Origin of the sequence: Paraburkholderia sprentiae WSM5005 (genome assembly GCF_001865575.2) — a bacterium.
GTDB lineage: Bacteria > Pseudomonadota > Gammaproteobacteria > Burkholderiales > Burkholderiaceae > Paraburkholderia > Paraburkholderia sprentiae.
In genome coordinates this window covers 440,519-462,981 of the sequence record NZ_CP017562.2, presented here as the reverse complement: position 1 = coordinate 462,981, position 22,463 = coordinate 440,519, and the positions used below count along the sequence as shown (strand labels likewise).

Annotated in this window: 17 protein-coding genes; 5 read left to right on the top strand and 12 right to left on the bottom strand. The window is 64.9% G+C overall.

Annotated features, from left to right (window positions below):
- Positions 1 to 16 precede the first annotated feature (16 nt).
- The gene (locus BJG93_RS18865; RefSeq protein ID WP_027195827.1) at positions 17 to 949 is read left to right on the top strand and encodes a LysR family transcriptional regulator; all 933 of its coding nucleotides are present in this window, start codon (positions 17 to 19) and stop codon (positions 947 to 949) included.
- Here BJG93_RS18865 and BJG93_RS18860 read toward each other — a convergent pair.
- The 5 genes from BJG93_RS18860 to BJG93_RS18840 form a co-directional block, all read right to left on the bottom strand.
- Positions 936 to 1,163, bottom strand: coding sequence for a hypothetical protein (locus BJG93_RS18860; protein WP_231337561.1), 228 nt, complete (start codon positions 1,161 to 1,163; stop codon positions 936 to 938). The genes BJG93_RS18865 and BJG93_RS18860 overlap by 14 nt on opposite strands.
- 191 nt (positions 1,164 to 1,354) lie before the next feature.
- Positions 1,355 to 1,849, bottom strand: a complete 495-nt coding sequence (locus BJG93_RS18855) for a hypothetical protein (RefSeq protein WP_027195826.1) — start codon at positions 1,847 to 1,849, stop codon at positions 1,355 to 1,357.
- 585 nt (positions 1,850 to 2,434) lie between these two features.
- Entirely contained in the window at positions 2,435 to 3,325 is an 891-nt protein-coding gene (locus BJG93_RS18850) for a transglutaminase family protein (RefSeq protein ID WP_027195824.1), read from the bottom strand.
- Positions 3,322 to 5,913 carry a circularly permuted type 2 ATP-grasp protein gene (locus tag BJG93_RS18845; protein WP_034478208.1) on the bottom strand — a complete coding sequence of 864 codons (2,592 nt, stop codon included), beginning with the start codon at positions 5,911 to 5,913 and terminating at the stop codon, positions 3,322 to 3,324. The genes BJG93_RS18850 and BJG93_RS18845 overlap by 4 nt, the downstream gene beginning before the upstream one ends.
- A gap of 68 nt (positions 5,914 to 5,981) precedes the next feature.
- Positions 5,982 to 9,467 carry a transglutaminase family protein gene (locus tag BJG93_RS18840; protein ID WP_027195822.1) on the bottom strand — a complete coding sequence of 1,162 codons (3,486 nt, stop codon included), beginning with the start codon at positions 9,465 to 9,467 and terminating at the stop codon, positions 5,982 to 5,984.
- A gap of 275 nt (positions 9,468 to 9,742) precedes the next feature.
- Here BJG93_RS18840 and BJG93_RS18835 point away from each other — a divergent pair, with 275 nt between their 5' ends.
- On the top strand, positions 9,743 to 10,834 hold the full coding sequence (locus tag BJG93_RS18835) for a zinc-binding metallopeptidase family protein (RefSeq protein ID WP_027195821.1): 1,092 nt from the start codon (positions 9,743 to 9,745) through the stop codon (positions 10,832 to 10,834).
- Between the two features lie 61 nt (positions 10,835 to 10,895).
- Here BJG93_RS18835 and BJG93_RS18830 read toward each other — a convergent pair whose 3' ends face one another.
- From BJG93_RS18830 to BJG93_RS18820, 3 genes are all read right to left on the bottom strand, one after another.
- Positions 10,896 to 12,188, bottom strand: coding sequence for a DUF3443 domain-containing protein (locus tag BJG93_RS18830; RefSeq protein ID WP_027195820.1), 1,293 nt, complete (start codon positions 12,186 to 12,188; stop codon positions 10,896 to 10,898).
- A gap of 11 nt (positions 12,189 to 12,199) precedes the next feature.
- A complete protein-coding gene (locus tag BJG93_RS18825; protein WP_027195819.1) occupies positions 12,200 to 12,649 on the bottom strand; it encodes a DUF2844 domain-containing protein in 450 nt (149 codons plus the stop codon).
- A 523-nt stretch (positions 12,650 to 13,172) separates the two neighbouring features.
- The gene (locus tag BJG93_RS18820) at positions 13,173 to 13,598 is read right to left on the bottom strand and encodes a phasin family protein (protein ID WP_027195818.1); all 426 of its coding nucleotides are present in this window, start codon (positions 13,596 to 13,598) and stop codon (positions 13,173 to 13,175) included.
- Between the two features lie 712 nt (positions 13,599 to 14,310).
- Between BJG93_RS18820 and BJG93_RS18815 the strand changes: the two genes are divergently transcribed.
- On the top strand, positions 14,311 to 15,102 hold the full coding sequence (locus BJG93_RS18815; protein ID WP_027195817.1) for a DUF4410 domain-containing protein: 792 nt from the start codon (positions 14,311 to 14,313) through the stop codon (positions 15,100 to 15,102).
- A 264-nt stretch (positions 15,103 to 15,366) separates the two neighbouring features.
- The gene (locus BJG93_RS18810) at positions 15,367 to 17,580 is read left to right on the top strand and encodes a TonB-dependent receptor (protein ID WP_034478202.1); all 2,214 of its coding nucleotides are present in this window, start codon (positions 15,367 to 15,369) and stop codon (positions 17,578 to 17,580) included.
- A 27-nt stretch (positions 17,581 to 17,607) separates the two neighbouring features.
- Here the strand turns inward: BJG93_RS18810 and BJG93_RS18805 are convergent, their stop codons facing one another.
- The 4 genes from BJG93_RS18805 to BJG93_RS18790 form a co-directional block, all read right to left on the bottom strand.
- The gene (locus BJG93_RS18805; protein ID WP_167544171.1) at positions 17,608 to 17,745 is read right to left on the bottom strand and encodes a hypothetical protein; all 138 of its coding nucleotides are present in this window, start codon (positions 17,743 to 17,745) and stop codon (positions 17,608 to 17,610) included.
- Positions 17,746 to 17,790: 45 nt separating this feature from the next.
- Entirely contained in the window at positions 17,791 to 18,288 is a 498-nt protein-coding gene (locus tag BJG93_RS18800; RefSeq protein ID WP_027195815.1) for a universal stress protein, read from the bottom strand.
- A gap of 118 nt (positions 18,289 to 18,406) precedes the next feature.
- On the bottom strand, positions 18,407 to 20,212 hold the full coding sequence (locus BJG93_RS18795) for a chloride channel protein (protein ID WP_027195814.1): 1,806 nt from the start codon (positions 20,210 to 20,212) through the stop codon (positions 18,407 to 18,409).
- A gap of 480 nt (positions 20,213 to 20,692) precedes the next feature.
- Positions 20,693 to 21,010 (bottom strand): DUF1840 domain-containing protein, encoded by a 318-nt coding sequence (locus BJG93_RS18790; RefSeq protein WP_027195812.1) that lies wholly within the window; start codon positions 21,008 to 21,010, stop codon positions 20,693 to 20,695.
- A gap of 274 nt (positions 21,011 to 21,284) precedes the next feature.
- On the opposite strand from BJG93_RS18790, the gene BJG93_RS18785 reads away from it, so the two are divergent.
- Complete coding sequence (locus BJG93_RS18785; RefSeq protein ID WP_027195811.1) at positions 21,285 to 22,451, top strand: HPP family protein; 1,167 nt, start codon at positions 21,285 to 21,287, stop codon at positions 22,449 to 22,451.
- The last annotated feature ends 12 nt before the right edge of the window (positions 22,452 to 22,463 follow it).

Below are 22,463 nucleotides of genomic sequence, written 5' to 3'. Positions count from 1 at the left end.
ACAATGTTGACAGGCTATGAAGCAGAACTTCACGGTCAGGCAGGGCGCACTCGACGGCATCGAGGTCTTCCTCCGCGTGGCCGAGCATCGCAGTTTTCGCGGGGCCGCCGCGGAACTCGGCGTGACGCCGTCGGCCGTCAGTCAGGCGGTGCGTGTGCTCGAAGCCCGCATCGGCGCGGCGCTCTTTACCCGCACCACGCGCAGCGTCGGCTTGACCGAAGCCGGTGAGCGCTTTCTGGCTCGCGCCAAGCCCGCTTTTGAGGAACTCGTCGCTGCCAGCGAGGTGGCGCGTGGGCTCGGGCAGCGCCCGTCCGGCCTGTTACGACTTTCCGTGCCGCGCGCGGTCGTGCCGATCCTGCTCGAGCCGCTGATCGCGTCGTTCTGCAAGGCCAATCCAGAAGTCGAGGTGGAAGTCGCGGCCGGCAAAGAACTGATCGATCTGGCGGCGGAAGGCTTCGACGCCGGCATCCGGCTGGGTCAATTCATTGCCGCCGACATGATCGCGGTGCCATTGACGCCGCCACTGCGCTTTGTCGTGGTGGGGAGTCCTGCCTATTTCGCGGCGCGCGGCCGCCCCGAGGATCTGGACGATCTGCGCGCGCATGCATGCCTGCGCTGGCGGCGCACCAGCGGCGCGCTCGCGTTGTGGTCGTTCAACGACAACGGCCAGTCGATCGAGATCGCCGTCTCCGGTCCTTTCATCGCAAGCGATTTTCCGGGCATGCTGGGCGCGGCGATCGAAGGCATCGGGCTTGCCCAGCTACCCGAGCCGATGGCCGACGAGGGGTTGCGAACAGGCAAGCTGCTGCGCGTTCTGGATGCGTATGCACCGGTGATCCCGGGCGTGTTTCTCTACTATCCGAGCCGCCGGCAGGTTCTGCCGAAGCTGCGTGCGTTCATCGATCATGTGAAGAGCCGCACGGCGCGCCCGTTGGCTAGCGATAGTTGACGAAGTTGATGATGTCGTTGAGAAACCAAGGCAGGATAAGTTGCGTGTCGGAATAGCTGGTGCCGACCGTGAGTCTCGGTGGTCTTGACGTGGAATCAGCGGGCGGTGCGCTGTCTGGAGCGTGCAGAATGTAGGCGTTCGTATCGCCCGCGGTCTGATGGTTGGCCGGAGTCGTTGTGCAGCCGGTAGCGAGAACGACGAGAACTGCTGCCAAGCAACGGGGCTTCATGGGCGGGTGAACTCCGGCGGGGTTTTCTACATTATGGCTGAACTGACTTGAATACCGGAAATGAACTGAACTCCATCGCAAATTCGACGCCGTTACCTTGAGTGCGATCCGATACGCGCCGCCGCCGACGAGGTGGAATGAAAAGGCCCCGCCGAAGCCAGACCCTATTCGTGTGCTTACGGGTTGATAACCTTGGTGCGTGGGGTCACTCTTGGATCGTTGCACATGCATGCGCAGGTAGCTGTACGGATCGGATGCAACTCAACTTCGATCTGGCGGACAGCAAGTTCACCGTCAGCCCGCTTCACCACGAACCCATCCGTCAGCGTTTTCGGCACGATATAGATGTTCTCACTCCTGATACCGAGCTTCCTCAGATACGCTTGCACGTTTTCCCCGCGGCGCTCTTGCAAAACGTCGAGATCGTGCTCGCCAATATATGCACCGGCCATCACAATTGCCTGAATCTGCACGTCAGGCCACTTCTTTGCCTCTTCCTCGGCCTCTGCGATTGAGCGCCGATTTTCCTTCGAAAGTTCAACTGTGTTGAATGGCAACTCAATAGCCGCTACCTCCCCGATAGTACAAGCATTAACAGGGCGTCCCAAGCAAAACCACACGGCAAGCAATGCCGCGAGACAGCCACCGCGGAAAATCAGTTGTCTATTCACGGTGCGATATTTACTCCATCGAATGTCGCTATATACCCAGCAATGCTGTCTGCGTTGCTAATCGCCTGATGAGGCTTATTTCTCGCGAAGATCATCGCCTGAGGCATATCAGGCCACTCCTTGTATATCTTGAACGTGACACGACAATCAAGACATTCCCGGTTATCCGATCCCTCGAACATATCCGCAAAGAGAGTTCATCGGCTCACGATTTGCGCTCCGCGCTTCCTCCCCATACTGGGTCGCCTCGTACAGTTGCGCTTCACTTCATTCGCTGTGACCAGCTTATGGCGGGACTTGCACCGCAGGAGCGCGCCCATTCTGGGCGCACAAAACAAAAAAGCGCGAGAATTCGCGCCTTTCCGGGTGTTGCGACAGGTTGCTGCCTGTTGTCAGTGAGAAGTAAAAACGGCCTGTATGCGCGCTTCTGTCTGAACTTCGATAGCTGCGTTAGAGGTCATCTGGCCTTGGATACGCGTTCTTCGCGAGTCCCGGTTTTTGTCGTGAATCGCCCGACACTCGCTTGCAAGGCGCGCGGGCGCGCACGATGACCACTCGAACACCGGCAACGAACCGCGCCCGCTATCACAATTCCAGCACCGTCACCGCCACTTCCATCCGATGCGCGCCGCCGCCGAGAATCGTCCCACGCAGCAACGATACATCGCTGTAATCGCGCCCAATCGCGAGCGTCACGTGATCGAGATCGGCAAGCACGTCATTGGTCGGATCGAGATCGATCCAGCCACTCGCCGGACAATGCACCGACACCCACGCATGCGATGCATCCGCGCCGATCAGGCGCGGCTGGCCTGGCGGCGGATCGTTGCGCAGATAGCCGCTGACGTAGCGCGCGGGCAAACCAAGCGAGCGCAAGCAGCCGATCATCACCTGCGCAAAGTCCTGACACACGCCGCTCTTCAGTTCAAACGCGCGTTCGGCCGGCGTATCGAACAGCGTCGCCGACGGCTTGTACGTGAAGTCCTCGTGAATGCGATGCATCAGATCGATCGCGCCGGCGACGAGCGGCCGACCGGGCGTGAAGCTCGGCAACGCGTACGCGCGCAGCGACGGCCGCAGCGCAATGTTCGGCGAAGCGAAGCAATACTCCGCCTCGGCACGGAACGCGCCGCCCACGCGAAACCGCAGCGTCTCGGCCACCGTCTCCCAGGCCGGAGTGCCCTCGGCGTCGAACTCGGTCCAGCGCGGCGTCAGCGCGACCGAGGTTTCGCTGACGAGCTGCAGACGCTCGTGCGGTACATCGAGCGCGAAGTACAGCACGTCGTTGCCGAATGCGTCGATGCGGCTGTGCCGGTACGACGGCTCCGGCTCGATCCGTTCGCTTCGCGAGATCACACGCTGCCACGGACACGCGAGCGGCCGGATGGTCGCCAGATGCTGCGCGGTTTCGACATACGTCGAATAATGGTAGGTAGTGCGATGCGAAACGGACAGCACCGTCGGCGCGTTCTTCATACCCACACCTGGGAGGCGGCCGTGGTCGCGTGACTGAAATAGCGCGCGCTGATCTCATGCGCGGCCGCGTTGGCGAAACCGCCGATCTGATCGCATAGCGCAATCAGCCTGGCATACGATCCGTGTTCGTCGACCTCGCACAGCGATTCGAGCGACGGCAACAAGTCGACGCCCGGCAGCAGCTCCGCGAACGGCCGATGCCGCAGGCTGCCCGCCGCGATGGCGATTTCGTCCAGCTTGTTGCGCAGCCGCTCGTACACGCCATAAATGCCGCGCGGATTGTGCGGCTCGATCACGAGCAGGTCGAGCAGCGCGGGCACTTCGAAACGCCCGGGATACAGCGAACGATACGTGAGCGTACTGTCGAACATTTGCAGCAGCAGATCGAAGCCTGCCGGTGTCGCAAGCTGCCCGTTCGCGGCGACGCCGCGCATGAACGCGGCCATCGTCGCGACGCGTTCGATATGACGCCCGACGAACAGCAGCCGCCACGCTTCATCGCGCGTCATGCGGTCGCCCTGCGCGCCGCTGATCGCCGATAGCTGCACCGACAGATGCTCGAGCGCATTCGCAAGCGTCACGCGGTCGTAGCGATCGAACGCACCGCCGCCGCTCGGGGCACCCGCGCCGCCGTTGCCCACGCCCACGGCTGGCAGCAAGACCTGCAACGCGTCCTGAAAGTCGTTGCGCGCCGCGAGAATCATGCGCCAATGATCGTTCGACAAACGCCCGCGCACTTCGCCGTTCGCGCGCGCCTGGCAATTGAGGTTCTGGCTGATACTGACACTGCCCGCGCTGTCGCCGAGATTCGCGACGAGCGCGCGCTCGAAGGTCCGCGGCGATGCCGGCCCGTGCGGCGACGTGATATCGCCCGGCTGCACGAGGCCGCACCATGTCGCGAGTTCGACCAGCGTCGCGAACATCGCGTCGGCGTCGTTGCCTTCGAGCGAGCCGAGAATCAGCCGCAGCAGCCGCACGTTGTTTTCCGCGCGCTCGCCATAGCGGCCCGCCCAGAACAGGTTCTCCGCGGCGCGGCTCGATACGGTGCGATGCTTGCGCGTAAGGTCGGCGGGCTGCATCGGCGAAGGCAACAGCGTGAACGTCGAGCTTGGCTGGCTCGACAGCACCCACGCATCGACGCTGCTGCCGCCGTGCTGCATCGATACCGTGGTCTGCCGCTCGGCGGCCATGCGCGTGAAACCGCCCGGCATCACGTGCCAGCCGCCGTTGACGTCGGCGATCGCATACACGCGCAGCACCGAGGGCCGCCCGCCGATCGTACCCGCCTCGTAGCGCGGCGTGCAGGAAAAGCGCTGCTCCTGCTGGATCGTGAACGCGTCGGGCGACGCGTCGATGCGCTCGCGCCATGCCGCGAGCGGCTGCCTGCCCCCCTCGATGCCGGGCGGCGCGTCGCGTCCCGCGAGCGGCCATGTCGGCACGATGAAGGCGTCGTCGAGATGCGCGAACGCATGCTCGCGCGCGGCCTGTTCGCCACACCACCAGGTCGGCACGCCGGGCAGCACCAGCTCTTCGCCGAGCAACGCTTCGGCAATACCCGGCATGAAACCGTGCAACGGCGGCGACTCGGCGAACCCCGAACCCGGCACGTTCGACACGATCACGTTGCCCGCGCGCATCACCTGCAACAGCCCCGGCACACCGATCGTCGAATCGGCGCGCAACTCGACCGGGTCGCAGAACGCGTCGTCGAGACGGCGCAGCACGACGTGCACGCGTTCGAGCCCGGCCAATGTCTTCAGATAGAGCCGATCGCCGCGCACGGTCAGGTCCTTGCCTTCGACCAGCGTGACGCCGAGATAGCGTGCGAGAAACACGTGCTCGAAATAGGTTTCGCTGTACGGCCCCGGCGTGAGCAGTGCGATATGCGGCGACGCGTCAGCGCGCTGCTCGGTGCGCATCGTCGCTTGCGCGGCCCGCACGAGCGTCGCGATGAGTTGCGAATAGAGCGGCGCGAGCCTGCGCACGCGCAGCGAGCGGAACGGCTCGGCGAGCAGCGTCGACACGATCAGGCGGTTCTCGAGCGCGTAGCCGAGACCCGACGGCGCCTCCGTGCGGTGTGCGATCACGTTCCACTCGCCGCCCGGTGTGCGCGCGAGATCGAGCGCGACGACCTGCAGATATTGACCGCCGGGCGGCGTGAAGCCCTTCACCGAGCGCAGATAGCCCGGATGGCCGAACACCAGCGCGGGCGGCAGTTGCCCATGTTCGAGCAGCGTCTGCGGCCCGTAGATATCGGCGACGATCGCGTTGAGCAGATGCGCGCGCTGCGCGACGCCGCGCTCGATGTGCGCCCACTCGGCTTCGCTGATCAGGAACGGCAGCAGGTCGAGCGCCCACGGCCGCGCCTTGCCGTTGTCCGCGTAGACGTTGTAGCTGATGTCGTTGTCGCGGATCTGCCGCGCGATCGACGCATGATGGTCCGCGAGCCGGGCCACGCCGCCTTCGTCGAGCAGCGCGAAGAACTGCCGCCACGGCTCGCGCAGCGCGCCCGACGTATCGCGCAGCTCGTCCCAATGTCCGTCATGACCCGGCAGCAACCGCAACAGGGACGAAGCGTCCGCAGGCATCGCGGACGCTTCGAAGGGCAAAGTCGATTGAAAGGCCAAGGTCGTGTGGTGTCAGTGATGCATGTTTTTCAACTGTGGCGCAGGTCGAGCGTGAACGGAAACTCGAGGCTGCGCTGCGCTCCGCCCACGGCGAGCGGCCCGGGCGTATGACCCGACGCAAAGAAGCGCGAGCGGCGCCGGCTTTCCGCCTCGTAGGCGTTGACCGGGAAAGTCTGATAGGTGCGCCCGCCCGGATGAGCGACATGATACTGGCATCCGCCGAGCGAGCGGCCGCTCCAGGTGTCGACAAGGTCGAACGTCAGCGGCGCGTGGACGCCGATCGTCGGATGCAGCGCCGACGATTGCGACCACGCGCGAAAACGCACGCCAGCCACGTACTCGCCGACACGGCCGGTCGGCTGCAGCGGCACCGGCACGCCGTTGACGCTCAGCACGTGACGATTGCCGTTCAAGCCCAGCACGCGCACCTCGAGCCGCTCGACCGACGAATCGACGTAGCGCACCGTGCCGCCGCTGGCGCCCTCCTCGCCCGTCACGTGCCATGGTTCGAGCGCATTGCGGATCGTCAGGTCGATGCCGCTCAGCGTCATCTCGCCGACGAGCGGAAAACGGAATTCGAAGTGCGGCGCGAACCACGCGCTATCGAATGCGAAGCCGGCTTCGCCGAGCTCGGCGAGCACGTCGTCGAAATCCATCTTCACGAAGGTGCCGAGCAGGAAGCGGTCGTGCAGTTCGGTGCCCCAGCGCGTCAGGCGCTGCGTGTAGGGCGTGCGCCAGAATCGCGCGACCAGCGCGCGCAGCAGCAGTTGCTGCACGAGACTCATGCGCGCGTGCGGCGGCATCTCGAAGCCGCGCAGCTCCAGCAGGCCGAGACGGCCGGTCGGCCCGTCGGGTGAGTAGAGCTTGTCGATGCAGAACTCGGCGCGATGGGTGTTGCCGGTGACGTCGATCAGGATGTTGCGCAGCGCGCGGTCGATCAACCACGGCGGCAGTTTGCCGCTGTCGTCGCCACCGAGCAGATCGACCTGTCGTTGCAATTCGGCGAACGCGATTTCAAGTTCATAGACCTGATCATTGCGCGCTTCGTCGATGCGCGGCGCCTGGCTCGTCGGTCCGATGAAGAGCCCCGAGAACAAATACGACAGCGACGGATGGTTGTGCCAGTACGCGATTAGGCTCGCAAGCAGATCGGGCCGGCGCAGGAACGGGCTGTCGGCCGGCGTCGCGCCGCCGAGCACCAGGTGATTGCCACCGCCGGTGCCGGTATGGCGCCCGTCGAGCATGAACTTCTCGCTGCTCAGATAGCTGTGCGCGGCCGACTGATACAGGTACTCGGTGTGATCGACGAGTTCGTTCCAGTTCGCGGCCGGGTGAATGTTGACTTCGATCACGCCCGGGTCCGGCGTGAGCTGCAGCACTTTCAGACGCGGGTCGCGCGGCGGCGGATAGCCTTCGAGCACGATCTGCATCTTCAGCTCGCCGGCCGTCGCTTCGACCGCGGCGAGCAGGTCGAGGTAGTCGTCGAGATCGGTCAGCGGCGGCATGAATACGTGAAGCAGCGTGCGGCCGCTGCCGAACGAATCGGCTTCGGCTGTCGGGCCCGCCGCGCGCTTCGGATCGCGCGCCTCGACGCACACCGCGGTACGGAGCGTGTCCTTCGACGATTCGCCTCGCGCCGGCGGCGATTCGTCACCGCGCGGCGGCGCATACGCGAGCATGCCGCCGTGCGGCATGCCGCTCAGCACATCCGCCGCCGACAGCGACAGCGCGGCCGCCCGCCGCGCGCTGTTCGCTTCATCGGCGATCTGCCCGCTGTCGAGGCCATCTTCATATTGCACACGCAACTGCGCGGCCGTGCGCAATGGCTGCGGCGGCGCGAATGGATCGTGCGCGTGCTGATAGGGATAGTCGGTCTTCGACACCCAGGGCAGCGAATCGAGCGGCAGCCGATAGCCCATCGGCGAATCGCCCGGAATCAGGTACATGCGCCCGTCGCGGAAGAACCAGGGTCCCGTGATCCACGTCGGCGCGAGGCCCGGCGCGGCGCGCTCGCGGCCGATCGGCAGCACGTAGCCGGACGGGCTCGCGAGCCCCGCGTCGAACACGCGACGCAGCCGCGTGCGTTCGAGCTCGTCGTCGAGGCGCGCGTCGAACGGATCGACGTTGACCGGTAAGCGACGCTCGCGCCACAGGTAGTACCAGGTGTCCTCGTAGCCGGGCTGAATGCAGTCCGCGTCGAGCGACAGCTTCCCGGCCAGATGCGCGATGAAGCGTTGCGCGTCGGCGGCCGTGTAGCGACCCGGTTCGCGTTCGTCGGCGAACAGCGCGGGGTTGTGCCAGCACGGCTCGCCGTCGGCACGCCAGTACAACGACATCGCCCAGCGTGGCAGTTGCTCGCCCGGATACCACTTGCCCTGGCCGATATGCAGGAAACCGTTCGCGCCGTAGCGTTCGCGCAGCCGGTCAATCAGCGCGACCGCGTAGCTGCGCTTGGTGGGTCCGAGCGCATCGGTGTTCCATTCAGGGGCGTCGCGATCCCGCACCGACACGAAGGTCGGCTCGCCGCCCATGGTCAGCCGCACATCCATGTCGGCGAGCTCATCGTCGACCCGCGCGCCCATCTTCAGCACGTCGTGCCACGCGGCTTCGCTGTAAGGCTTGGTGACGCGCGGCGACTCCAGCACGCGTTCGATGGACATCGTGTGTCCGAACTCCACCTCGGATTCGTCGACCGCGCCCGCGATCGGCGCCGCGCTGCCCGGCTCGGGTGTGCACGCGACCGGTATATGCCCTTCGCCCGCGAGCAGCCCCGAGGTCGGGTCGAGCCCGATCCAGCCCGCGCCGGGCAGATAGACCTCGCACCATGCGTGCAGGTCGGTGAAGTCGACTTCGGTGCCGCTCGGGCCGTCGATCGACCTGACGTCGGCTGCGAGCTGCAGTAGATAGCCCGACACGAAGCGCGCCGCGAAGCCGAGCTGCCGCAGCGTCTCGACGAGCAGCCAGCCGGAATCGCGGCACGAGCCGGACGCGTTGGTCAGCGTTTGCTCGGGCGTCTGCACGCCGGGCTCCATCCGGATCAGGTAGCGGATCTCGTGTTGCACCCGCTGGTTCAGCGCGACGAGGAAGTTCGCGGTGCCGGCGGGCGTGCGGTCGATGCTCGCGACGAACTCGGCGAAGCGCGGCGTCATCGGCCGCTTTACGCAATACGGCGCGAGCTCGGCCGCGAGCTCCGGCGCGTAGTCGAACGGATACTGCTCGGCGCAGGGTTCCAGAAAAAAGTCAAACGGGTTGTAGACGGCCATTTCGGCGATCAGATCGACGCTGACCTTGAACTCGCGCGTCTGCTCGGGAAACACGAGCCGCGCCTGATAGTTGGCGAACGCGTCCTGCTGCCAGTTGATGAAGTGCCTCGCGGGCTCCACGCGCATCGAGTAAGACAGGATCGGCGTCCGACAATGCGGCGCGGGCCGTAGCCGCACGACCTGGGGCGACAGCGTCACCAGCCTGTCGTAGCGGTAATGAGTAACGTGATGCAACGCGACGCGTATGGACACTCCGGACTCCTCGACGAAAAGGGCAACCCGCCAAAAAAGCAAGCTTTATGCCGTCGCTGGACAACCCCGCGTGAATCGTTTAATGCTGGCTGAACTACGTGTGGTTTGCGTACCTCGCCCGTTGCCGCGGGCCCGCGCCGAACCGTGCACCAAAGCGGCGCAGCACCGATGCACGATCATGTCCATACTGTGCGTTAAAGCGGTGACGTCTGGCAATCACGGCATGAAGATTGCGACCGGCTTTCGTTCACCGCACGCATCACGAGGCTCGCCCGATGAAAACCTTCCACTGCAATCGCTGCGCGCAACTCGTGTTCTACGAGAACGTCCGCTGCGAGCGCTGCGAGTCGCTGCTCGGTTATCTGCATGAACTGCGAGAAATCAGCGCGTTCGAAGACGCCGGCGACGGCCGCTGGCGCAGCTTGCACCCGGGTGCGAAAGGCGCGCTGTTCCGGCAATGCCACAACTACGCGGTCGAAAACGTCTGCAACTGGATGATCCCCGCCGATTCGCCCGACACGCTGTGCCGCGCGTGCGAGTTGACCCGCACGATTCCGAACCTGAGCGAACCGGACAACCGGCTCTACTGGTACCGGCTCGAAGTCGCGAAGCGGCGTCTGCTGTACACGCTGGGCGAGCTTGGCCTCGAGGTGCAAACGCGCGACGCGGACCCCGAGCACGGCCTCGCGTTCGAATTCCTCGCCGACGGCGGCGACGGCGACCCTGTGATGACCGGTCACGACGACGGGCTGATTACGCTGAACATCGCCGAGGCGGACGACGCGCATCGCGAGAAAGTGCGCACCGCGATGGGCGAACCGTACCGTACGCTGCTCGGTCACTTCCGTCACGAGACCGGCCACTACTTCTTCAGCCGGCTGATCGACAACGAACCGCGCTGGCTCGAACCGTTTCGCAAGCTGTTCGGCAACGAGCGGGCCGACTACGGCCAGGCGCTGAACGCGTACTATCGCGACGGCGCGCCGGCCGACTGGCAGGCGTCGTACATCAGCGCCTACGCGACGATGCATCCGTGGGAAGACTGGGCGGAAACATGGGCGCACTATCTGTTGATCGTCGATGTGCTCGATACGTCGACGTCGTACGGACTTGCGCTGCTGCCCGACGATCCGAGCGAGCCGACGCTGACCGACCGCACGCCGGTCGAGGATGCGAGCTTCGGCAATCTGATGAAGCGCTGGTTTCCGCTCACCTATGCGCTGAACAGCCTGAACCGCAGTCTCGGCCTGCCCGACGGCTATCCGTTCACGCTCGCCGCGCCGGTGGTCGACAAGCTGCGCTTCGTGCATCGCGTGGTCACGGCGGCGGGTGGCACGCGTGGCGATCGCGGGTGCATCAGCGCATAAAAAAGCCTGCCGCCGGAGCAACCGGCTACGCGTGCTTGGTACGCGGGTTCACCGCGCCGCTTCAGTACGCCACATAGGGCCCCTTCCCACCCGGCGTCGACTGCTGCTCGATCGCCGCGTACACGTTGCGGCCGTAGAAGAACGGCAGCCCCCAGTCGAACACCGCCGACGTGACGAATGCCGGCCCCGCGAGTAACGGCAACGCCGAGTCGCCGCTATAGGTCTGCGCGATCGACGTCGCATTGCCGACGTCGAACGTCACCGCGCTTGTCGTGCCATTCACGCCCTCGATCATCGCGCTCAACTGTTGCGTCGAGTTCGGGCAGTAATACGCGCTGTTCGGGCTCGCGCAAGCCGGCATCAAGGTGGTCTGGAAGAAAAGTCCGGTCGAGCCGCTGTCGAGAATACTGCGCGTATACGTGGTGCCGTTCTGCACCGTCGTAAACGTGCCGTTCGACGGACTCACGCCGATCACCTGCGCCCCGCCGAGCGCATTGTTGCTCTGCGTGCCGATGCCGAACACGAGCTGCCCCGACACCGCTGGCGCGCCGCCCGACACAGTCGGCAGACTGAGCATGGAGCCGTTGTTGTCGGTCGCGAAGTACGGCACCGGATTGGCGACCTGATAGGTCTGCGCGAGCGGAATCGACGTGCAGCTGGTGCCGCTGCAACCGTAGTAGGTCGCGGGGATCGCCTGCTGCACGCAGCTCGCGCCGCAGTCGTGCTTGAACACGCCGATGCCTAGAATGCCGTTCGCCTGCAAGGCGGCCGGGGTGTTGCGCGCCGCGCCGACGGCCGCGCAATCGCCCGGCAGCGACGCGTAGTTCGGGTCGATCACCTGGATCGGCAGCGACGCGGCTTTCTCGCCGGCGAGTTGCACATCGGCGAGCTTCACCGCGCCCCACGTGTAGCCGTCGAAGAACTGCATGCATTCGGCGACGAGGTTGCCTGAGCCGTCCTTCTGCTGCGGCAGGTTCATCGACCCGGGCAGCTGCGACGCGAACACGCGCACGCCCCACGAGCCGGTATCGACGAGCACGTGATCGATCGTCTGGCAGTTGCTGGTGCCGGGTGCGCAAATCGTGATGCTGACGAACGGCATGTTCGGCACGTTGCTCACGCCCGCGTCGACCGTCACGCGCACCGCGTTCGCGGCCAGCACCTGCGGCGATGGCGACGTGTTGGTCACGGTCGAACCCGACGAGCTTGTCGCGCTGCTGGGCGTGCTCGAATTGGCCGTGGTGCTCGCACCACCGCTACCGCCGCCCCCGCCGCCACACGCGCCCAGCAGCAGACTCAAAACCACGATGGGCGCCGCGCCCAGCACGGTCATCCACGAAGACCTGGATCGCATGATTCGCTCCGTTACTGGATGACGCTGACGTCGACACCCGCAGGCACCGCCTGTGGCAGATAGGCGTACCCGGTGAACGCGCGCAGATGTCCGCTCGAGAACACCACGAGATCGCTGTTCGAGACCGCGAGCGGCACGCCGCGCCGCGTCGCGCTGGCGGCGACGTAGGCGTCGAATGACGTGCCGAGCATCGCCTTCAGATCGGGCAGCGTCGGGCCATCCCAAGCGACCCCGAACACGATGCCATTGGCCGCCACGTACTCGCGCACCTGGGTGCCGGACGGCAGCGTGAGCGCATGCACCGAATACGCGCCACGTGCGCTAGCCGCGCGAGCGACCGCGTGCAGGCGCGTCTGATCGCTGTCGACGGTGGTGGCGTTCTGGCCGAGCGTCGCGTGCGCGGCGAATGGCAACGCGCAACATGCCCCGAGCATTGCGCAGGCAATGCGGGTGAGAAGCATCGGTTTCAAGAGATTTCCTTCGAGGTGAAACGCCCGCGACCTGGACTGAGCCGATCGCAAACGCGAAACTAGGGGCGCACACCTGACCGGCTAAGCCGGGTTGCCTTCACGCCGGTTGGGCTGCGTGAATGCGTCTACGGACAAGCGGGCCGAAACTTTAGTCAGCGCGATGGCGCGCGCCAATCGTTTGCGGCGCGAATTAAACCTTTGCGGGTTCGGCCGCGGTTCAGCTCCGATTGGAACAGTGCGGACAAAGCCTCGTAGAGACAATGCCTTGGCGCCGTTTTCGTTTCCGTATGACGTTATAACCGGCAGCCTGTGGAAATCGCGGCCGCTGCGCGTTAAAGCTGCGAATAGGAGCGGCGTCTTTTCGCGCATGTAAGCGTCTGCCGAAAAAACGAGCGCGCGTGCGCATTCCTCTGACCAGGTGCGGCTTGCGACGCAAATCGCGACGGTAAATAAAAACCGCGGAGGGCTTGGCGGCCCTCCGCGGTTTCGAGTCGTTCGTCAATGGCGGCGCGCGCTACTTCTTCTGCTGCTGAAGCAACGACTTCAGCTCCTGCACGTTTTCCTCGACGCGTTTCGCGATCACCGCATACGACTCCGCCTGCGTCTGATACGCGGCTTGCGCGAGCTGCTGCATGTCGGCCAGCGCCTTGTGTAGGCTCTGCTGGATCAGCTCCGCGGTTTTGCTCGACGGCGCGGTGCCGGTCGCCGTGAGTTGCGTCGTCAGCGACTGTAGTTCACCCAGCGTGGTGCGCAGCATGTCGGCCTGTTTCTGCGCGAGCGACTGCATCCCCTGGAATGCTGTCTGATTCGCCTGAACCAGCGCTTCCATGTCCTTGCGGCGCGCTTCCATGATGGCGGGCACGTCGAAGCCGGGGAGCTTGAACTGCTCCAGCATTTTGGTGAAGTCGCCAAACGGATTGGCTGCATCGGGTCGGTCCATGCGAAATCCTCCTTGCGGTTGAAGACTCATCGCCTCTGCGCCGCCAGTACCGGGCGCGACGCCGATGCGGGCGGCGGCGTGTGCCGCGCGTGCCGCCACGGCGAGGTGCTCTTGGGGTCGCACGGCACATCGCAGCAATCATGCGCTATCCGGCTGCGTTGCGCCAGCGGGCTCTCGCCTTCAGCCGCTCCATGCGGCCGTGCGGGACTGCGTGGGCTGTCCCACATTGGCGCTTCACTGGCGCTTTCCATCTTCGGTCAGGTGATTACGATAGGGGCTTCACAACGCAAGGACAGGGTGACGGAATGCGCTATCCGCTGGACATGGCCATTGCCGCCGCCCTGCTCGTGTTCGTGCTGTGCTGCATCGTCAAACTCGCTTTGAACTGATCGGCAGTTCGACGTCCACAGCCTCTCCCTCGTCTCGCTCCCCTGCCGTTTCGCGTCGCCTTTCGCCCACGCATGACGCCGCGCACATCCGCACTTCGCGCCCTCATGTCGCCGTGACATCACTCGAAATAATTGTTGAATAGAGTTCGGCGGAGCACTCACCCATACTTCGTTCGCTGCCGGTGCGTGACGAATCACAGACGCATGAGATCGAAAGGCTTCATGTGCGACTCCCCTCGCCGATGATCGACGATCCCACGGTTGCCCGATCATCGGCGATGGACTCGAACCGACTGGCACCGCGTGCCGACCACAGGATCATCATGTTGACTTCAATGAACTTCATCAAAACGAACGCCGCCCGTTTCACCTGCATCGCACTCGTCTGCGGTAGCGCGCTACTGAGCGGTTGCGCCGGCGCCAGCGTCACGAATCTGAGCGCGACGAGCACCTCCGCGCCGGCCGACGCAGGCACGCAGTCGACGATGCATCCGGACACGATCTATGTCTATACATTCGATGCCGATCCGCAGCAGGTGAAGCTCGACCATGGCGGCATGCTGCAGAAACTGAAGGCGCAGATGTCGGCTTCGTCGGATGCACAGAAACAGGTTGCCGATGCCGCTCAGGTGCGCGAGCAGGTCGCAGACGAAATCGTCCAGCGATTGCAAGCTATGGGTCTGCACGCGGTACGCACCGACGCGCCGGTGCCCGCCGGCCAGAACGTGCTGCTCGTCCAAGGCAGCTTCGAGACGATCGACGCCGGCAATCGCCGCCGTCGCACGCTGATCGGCTTGGGCGCGGGCAAGAGCGACGTGAGCAGCACGGTGCGGATCGTATACCAGCCGGCAGTCGGCGCGCCGCGTGTGGTGCAGAGCTTCACCGCCAACGCGGACAGCGGCAAGATGCCTGGCATGGTCGAAACCGCCGGAGTCGGCGCGGCGGCCGGCACCGTCGCGACCGCAGCCGCGGCCGGCGCGGGCCTGCATGGCGTGACCGAAACGAAGCGCGCAGGCGTGTCCGACGACGCGAAGCGCCTCGCCGACGCGGTCGTGAAACAGATCGCGCAGTTCGGCGTCGAAGCCGGCTGGCTGCAGGCCGCGCCGAAGAGCTGAGCGGTCGCGTCCCGCATTTTTGCGAGGTCCGAACGGCTCGACGCCATCAAAAACACCCGTTTGTGCCGTGCCTTCTGCAAATCGTTGCGTCTGCGCAATAGGAATGATTCCTATTTGCACTATAATTCGGTCGAACCTTCGTTCTGCGCTCGGACCGCTTACATAGGAGAGCATCGTCCGCGCGTGCAACCAGGATAAAGGCCGCCCGGATTTCAATCAGCGCCCCGGGACGGAAGATCGACGACCACGCCTACTTTCCCATCCATGTCCGTTTCACGCTGGAATCGCCCGCAGGCCACGCCTGCCCAAGCCACTCTGCATCGCGCCACCATCCTCGCCGCCATCGCCGTCGCTTTCAGTGTTCCGGCCAGCGCGTTCGCCCAATCCACCGACACCGCCTCCTCCGCCGCCGACGGCACGCTACCTGCCATCAAGGTTCAGGCGCCCGCCGTCGAAGAGCTGCCCGGCGATCTGTCGCCGACTTACGCGGGCGGCCAGGTCGCACGCGGCGCCGACTACGGCGTACTCGGCAAGCAGCGCAACATCGACATGCCGTTCAGCATGACCACCTACACGGCCAGGCTGATCAAGGATCAACAGGCGCGCACGCTCGCGGACGTGGTCGAGAACGACCCATCGGTGCGGACCGCATACGGCTACGGCAATTTCTCGGAAGTCTTCGTGATTCGCGGCTTCCAGCTCAACGCGGACGACATCTCGATCAACGGTCTGTACGGTGTGACGCCGCGCCAGCTGGTCTCGACCGCGGCGCTCGAGCGGGTCGATGTGTTCAAGGGCGCGAACGCGTTCCTGAACGGTGCATCGCCGACCGGCTCGGCGATCGGTGGCGGCGTGAACGTGCAGTTGAAGCGGGCCGAGGACACGCCCACGACCAACGTGACGCTCGAAACCAGCGGCTCCGGCGAGTTCGGCGCGCACGTCGACGTGGGCCGGCGTTTCGGCAGCGAAGGCCAATTCGGGATTCGCGTGAACCAGGCGAATCGCGACGGCGAAACCAGCATCGACGGCGAACACCGCCGCGACAACACCACCGCGGTCGCGCTCGACTGGCGCGGCGAGAAGCTGCGTCTGTCCGGCGACTTCCTGTATCAGCGCGAACACGTCAGCGACGGCCGCCCGGTCGTCTATTTCACCGACGCGATTCCGGCCGTGCCGTCGGCGACGTACAACTACGCGCAGAACTGGTCGTACACGAACCTCGAAGACACAGTCGGCATCCTGAAGGCCGAATACGATTTCCTGCCCGGCTGGACCGCTTACGCTACCGGCGGTGTGCGTCGCACGGTCGAGCAGGGCGAATACTATTCGCCGACCTATTCGTCGAGCGGCGTCACCGGTGCGCGTCTGGGCGTGCCGTATAACCAGAACTCGACGTCCGCCGAAGTCGGTGTGCGCGGCCGCTTCGACACCGGCCCGGTGTCGCACAGGGTCGCGCTCGGCGGCGCCATCACGAGCGAGGACACCAACTCGGCCTGGACCTACGCCTACATGGGCCCGGTCTCGCTCTACAACACGGTGCAGACGCCCTACCCGCCCACGACGCTGTCAGGCGGCAATCTGGCCGATCCGGGCATGACGGCCACCACGGTGATCCGCAGCGTGTCCGCATCCGACACGCTCGGCTTCCTGCATGACCGGGTGCTGTTCACGCTCGGCGCACGCCGCCAGCAAATCGCGACGGCCAACTACGACAACACGGGCATCGGCAGCGGCAACTACAGCGACGGCATCACGACGCCGCTGTTCGGCCTCGTTCTGCGGCCGACGCGCAACATCTCGATCTTCGCGAACCGCAGCGAAGCGCTGGCCGCGGGCAGCATCGCGCCGGCCGGCACGCTCAACTACGGTCAGCAACTGGCGCCGGTCCGCACGAAGCAGTGGGAAGTGGGTGTCAAGTACGACACGCAAAGACTCGGCGCGTCGTTTGCGGCTTTTCAGATCGAACAGCCGTCGGCATACACCGACCCGGTCACGCATATCTATGGCCTGAACGGCAACGAACGCCATCGCGGCCTCGAAGCCGAAGTGCACGGCGAGCCGCTCAAGGGTCTGCGTCTGCTGGCCGGCGCTTCGCTGATGAACGCGACGCTCGAGAACACCCAAGGCGGAACCTACGACGGCAACCGTCCGGTTGGCGTCCCGAACTTCCTGTTCAACCTGGGCGCCGATTACGACATTCCGCTGGTGCCGGGGCTCGCGGTCAACGCGCGCTGGATCCATACCGGCGCGCAGCAAGCGAACGACGCGAACACGCTGTCGATCCCGTCATGGAACCGCTTCGACCTGGGGGCGCGTTACGAGACGTCCATCTACGGCAAGAAGACGACCTTGCGCGCCACCGTGCAAAACGTGACGAACAAGGCTTACTGGTCGGCCGTGTCGGCCTACGGGGCGACGACGTACCTGACCCAGGGTGCGCCGCGTACGTTCCTGTTGTCGGTCAGCACCGACTTCTGATCGCTGAACGGCGGACGCCGCCTCGCGTCACTCGACCGGCGGCTCGCCTTCGGGTTTTTTCTTCAGCCGCTGCTGATCGTCGTCGCGCTGCGGCAGCTTGCTGTTTTCGTTATCGCTGTGCTTGACGGGCTGCGGATGATTGAACTGTTCGTCGACGTCTTTCATGGTGTGCCTCCGTGCCAACGCAGCTCAACACACACAACACAACGCTCATGAATGTTCGGCGGACCGCGCGGTCTCGCCTGTGCCCGCGACTGCGGCGGGTGCATCGGCTGCCGCGCCCATCGTCACCAGCACGCTGCACGTCACGCGATCGAGCAGCAGTCCGTCGTGGCGGCCGCCCCACCAGCGCGCAAGTCCGTGACTGCGACGATGGCCAACCACGACCAGATCGGCCTTCAGATCGTTGGCAAAAAACGGGATCTCATCGAGCGGTTCGCCGATCGCGAGATGACCTGTCGCGCGAATTCCGCGTGCGGCGAGTTTCTGCAAGCCCTCGTCGAGCAGCGCTTTGGCGGATTCGTTGATGAAATCCACCGGCACTGCGGACGTGATGTCAGCGCCCTGCATCCACGCCGTATTGTTGAGCACGGAAAGCAGGTGCACTTCCGCCTTCAGGTCTTGCGCGAGCGCCGCACCGTCCTTCAACGCGTGTTGTCCTTCGCGGGTTCCGTCGTAACAGAGAAGAATGCGCTTGAAGCCCGACATGAGAACCTCCGTGCGCAGCGTGCGCGGCACATGATCAATCAAGTATATGTCAATTCGTGACATATACCGCGCGCCACTCATTCATGCAAATACCTACAGAAGCGCCCTGAAAAAAGCACTATTCACGCGGTTCGGCTGCCACCGATTCCCTGCCTTGAAATAGCGAAATGCGCCGGAATCGTTCCCGCTCGCGTTCCTCGTTGAAGATCGACAGCGAGGGTTTGACGAGATCGTGTCGCGACACGATGCCGATCAGCCGATAGCTGGATACATCGGCGACGACCGGCACGCGATCGAGCGAACGCGCGGCCAGCCGCGCGGCGACATGGCGGCAGGTCTCTTCCGGCAACGCGATGTCGAGCCGTTCGTTCGCGAGGTTCGCGTCGCTCGTGCACAGATCGCCGACCGTCGCGCTCGCGCGGCCCTCGTCGAGCGCGGCGCTCAGCATCCGCCGATCCGCCATGCCGACGAGCCGCCCCGCCTGCACCACCGGGTACGCGCGATGAAGCTGCGTCGCGCCGAAGTACTGCGCGAGCGCGTCGGCGACGCTGAGGCTCGCATCGATCGTCTGCACCGCGCGCGTCATCACTTCGTCCACGTGATGACGTTCGAGCGGATCGATGCCGTACTCGCGATAGATGTGATATCCGCGGCGCGCGATCTTTTCCGTCAGAATCGATCGGCGCATGAACAGCACGGTGAAGCCATACGACACCGCGGCGGCGGTCAGCAGCGGCAGCAACGCATTCGCGTCGTGCGTCAGTTCGAACGCGAACACGACGGCCATGATCGGCGCGCGCATCATGCCGCCGAGCGCCGCCGCCATGAACACCAGCGGCCAGATGGCGGGGTCGCCGCCCGGCATCGCCGGACCGAGCACCGCACCGACGCCCGCGCCCATCATCAGCAATGGCGCGAGCACGCCGCCGGAGGTGCCCGAAGCCAACGCGATCACCCAGATCACCGCCTTGACCAGCACGATCGCCAGCACGACGCGCACGGCAAGGTGATGCATCAGCAGATCGCCGATCACGTCATAGCCGACGCCTAGCGCGCGCGGCTGGAAATAGCCGCCGATGCCCACGGCGACACCGCCGAGCGCGGGCCACCACATCCAGTGAATCGGCAGCCGCGCGAAAGCATCCTCGACCTTGTAGAGCCACGTCGACAATCCCCACGACAGCGCGCCGGCGATCAGCCCCGCGAGCGCGCACGACGCGAGCCCGAGCGCGCCGAGCGGCAAGGTCTGCAATGGGAACAGCGGGCCGCTGCCCAGCAATAGCGGTCGCGAAAAGCCCGCCACCGCGCACGAAACCGCAACTGGCAGCAGACTGCGTGGCCGCAATTCAAACAGCAACAGTTCGACCGCGAGCAACACGGCGGCGACGGGCGTGCCGAACACCGCGGTCATGCCGGCGACCGCGCCCGCCACCAGCAGCGTCTTGCGCTCGCCGCTCGACAGATGGAAAAACTGCGCGATCAACGAACCGAGCGCGCCGCCGGTCATGATGATCGGCCCTTCGGCGCCGAACGGTCCGCCGCTGCCGATCGCGATCGCCGACGCCAACGGCTTCAGCACAGCCACCTTCGGCGACATGGCGCTCTTGCCGAACAGGATCGCCTCGATCGCTTCGGGAATGCCGTGCCCGCGAATCTGCTCCGAACCGAAGCGCGCCATGAGCCCGACGATCAGACCGCCGACGACCGGCACCACGATCACCCACAGTCCCAACGCGTGGCCGGCGGGCGAGCGGCCCGCGACCGACAGCGTCTGAAAGAAAAACAGATTAGTGAAAAAGCGGATCAGGTGCAGCAGGAAGTCCGCGGCGAACGTGCTGAACATGCCAACCACGGCGGCAATCACCGTGATTCGCAGAAGCCGGGTATCGGTGGCGAAGTCGCCTTTTGACGCGTTGGTCTGCACTGCCGCTCCTCGTGGTCGGATAAAGATGGGGAATTCGTGCGCCGTCGCAGCAGCGTCGAGTACGCATTAGCCGTACCTGAACGCACGCAGTTGCGCGGCGCGACGCTCGGGGACGCCGCGCTACGCCTGCGGCCACATAAAGAAAACGTGAGCAGCGTTTGCCGCTGGAACCACGGGCAAACTATCGCTATGCCGCCGAGCGGTCCATGCCTCGTGCGGCGAACCATTCGGCCATTTCACGAGCACCACCGCTCCATTGGACAACTGATCGACGACGGTGCCGCCATACACGCCGATCACCCTGCTTCGCACCCCGGTCTCGCCCGACGCGGCGCATGGGCCGCGCATCGGCTGCGGGTATCGGCCGATCTGCGGCACAGGTGAGAACGCATAGGCAAGCGGAACCGCGCAAACTGAAATAAGCAGGATTGCCAAACGTCGACGCGACGCACGGGCTTTCATCGCGACTCCTTCGACGAGCTACAGGCCCCAGATGATGTCCGCATCCGACTCGCGCGCCGCGCGCATCATGTCGAGAAACGGCCACGCACGCTGCGACAATCGGTTGCGCGACTCGCGTTGATTGCTCGTTGAACGGTGCAATGCTTCGAGCGTCGTTTCCGCGGCCGCGTCTTCGGTGATGGCGGCTTCGAGCCGATCGATCGCATGGGGCAGCTCGTCATGGCTGATGACACCGCGCTCGCCAAGCCGCTTGCCGATCAGACCGAGTAGATATTGCGCGAGATCCCTGAGCATGACGACATCCGGCGCCGCCGTCGATTGAAATGTAATCATCATGATGGCTCCTTTTCGATCCCCGCGATCCGCTTACCATCATTTTATCTCACAGCATGATAAAAAAGAACGCATACACGGCGCTCAAGATCATGCAGGAGAGTCTCGGTCGCGCGCTCGACCGTCTGCGAAACGCCACGGTTTATGCTGCATTCGGAATGGTCGGACCGCTTTTTATATCATATTGAAATATAATTATGACCAGACTGTATTCGCGTTGCCAGGGTTTCCCCGGTAATGTCGGGCCCCGCTTCATCGACTACTTTCCGCTTCTATCTTGTCCCGCTCCCCTGCTCGTGGCTGGCTTGCCAGCTTTCTCCCCGCACCGGTCACCGTGAAATGGCACGAGCGCGCACGTTCCTGCCTCGGCGCGCTGCTCGGCATCGCATTTACTGGCGGTCTGATGCACCTGCTGCTCGGCCCGGCCGCGAATATTCCACTGCTCGTCGCGCCGATGGGCGCCTCCGCGGTGCTGTTGTTCGCGGTGCCCGCGAGCCCGCTCGCGCAGCCGTGGTCGATCATCGGCGGCAACCTCGTGTCGGCGACGATCGGCGTGAGCTGTGCGATGCTGATCGGCGATCCGACGCTGGCGGCCGCCCTCGCGGTGTCATTGTCGATCAGCGGCATGTTCGCGCTGCGCTGCGTGCACCCGCCGTCGGGCGCGGTCGCGTTGACCGCAGTGCTGGGCGGCCCGGTCATTCATGCGCTCGGCTACCGCTTCGTGCTCGAACCGATCGCGATTCAGTCGGCCGCGCTGCTGCTCGCCGCGCTCGTGTATCACGCGGCGACTGGCCACCGCTACCCGCATGCGGGTCGCCAGGACCGCGCGACGCCGAGCCAGGCCGCCGACGAAGCCGCGCGCATCGGCTTCACGCGCGACGACGTCAAAGCCGTGCTCGGACGCCGTGACGAAATGCTCGACATCGACACTGACGACCTCTATTCGCTGCTGCGCGAAACGCAGCTTCAGGCTTTCTCGCGCAGCTTCAACGAACTGCGCTGTGAAGACGTGATGTCGCGCCACGTGGTGTCGGTCTCGCCGGGGACGCGCGCCGCCGCCGCATGGGAGTTGTTCAAGCGCCACAACGTGAAGGCGCTGCCGGTGGTCGACGCGACGCGCAAGCTGCTCGGCATCGTCACGCGCGCCGATTTCGTCGACAGAAGAAGCTTCGGCGCATTGGGTCCGATCCTGAACTACTTCGACGGCTGGCTGCGCGGCGATGCGCTTCGCACGTCGAACGTCGGCAACGTAATGACGACCGACGTGTGCACCGTCGCCGCAACCGCGCCGATCACCGAGCTGGTGCCGATGTTCGCGAACTTCGGCCATCACCACGTACCGGTGCTCGATCGCGCCGGGCGCGTGGTCGGCATGATCACGCAGGTGGATCTGATCTCCGGCCTGTATCGACAAACCGCCACCCGGGCTCGCGAGGCGGCCTGATTTTCAGCTAGA

Excerpts from the sequence above, each read along its gene's own strand:
- BJG93_RS18820 (WP_027195818.1), bottom strand. The coding sequence starts at position 13,598 with ATGGACCGACCCGATGCAGCCAATCCGTTTGGCGACTTCACCAAAATG.
- BJG93_RS18865 (WP_027195827.1), top strand. The coding sequence starts at position 17 with ATGAAGCAGAACTTCACGGTCAGGCAGGGCGCACTCGACGGCATCGAG.
- BJG93_RS18825 (WP_027195819.1), bottom strand. The coding sequence starts at position 12,649 with ATGCTTCTCACCCGCATTGCCTGCGCAATGCTCGGGGCATGTTGCGCG.
- BJG93_RS18805 (WP_167544171.1), bottom strand. The coding sequence starts at position 17,745 with ATGAAAGACGTCGACGAACAGTTCAATCATCCGCAGCCCGTCAAGCAC.
- BJG93_RS18850 (WP_027195824.1), bottom strand. The coding sequence starts at position 3,325 with ATGAAGAACGCGCCGACGGTGCTGTCCGTTTCGCATCGCACTACCTAC.
- BJG93_RS18790 (WP_027195812.1), bottom strand. The coding sequence starts at position 21,010 with ATGATGATTACATTTCAATCGACGGCGGCGCCGGATGTCGTCATGCTC.
- BJG93_RS18845 (WP_034478208.1), bottom strand. The coding sequence starts at position 5,913 with ATGCCTGCGGACGCTTCGTCCCTGTTGCGGTTGCTGCCGGGTCATGAC.
- BJG93_RS18815 (WP_027195817.1), top strand. The coding sequence starts at position 14,311 with ATGTTGACTTCAATGAACTTCATCAAAACGAACGCCGCCCGTTTCACC.
- BJG93_RS18800 (WP_027195815.1), bottom strand. The coding sequence starts at position 18,288 with ATGTCGGGCTTCAAGCGCATTCTTCTCTGTTACGACGGAACCCGCGAA.
- BJG93_RS18830 (WP_027195820.1), bottom strand. The coding sequence starts at position 12,188 with ATGCGATCCAGGTCTTCGTGGATGACCGTGCTGGGCGCGGCGCCCATC.
- BJG93_RS18810 (WP_034478202.1), top strand. The coding sequence starts at position 15,367 with ATGTCCGTTTCACGCTGGAATCGCCCGCAGGCCACGCCTGCCCAAGCC.
- BJG93_RS18835 (WP_027195821.1), top strand. The coding sequence starts at position 9,743 with ATGAAAACCTTCCACTGCAATCGCTGCGCGCAACTCGTGTTCTACGAG.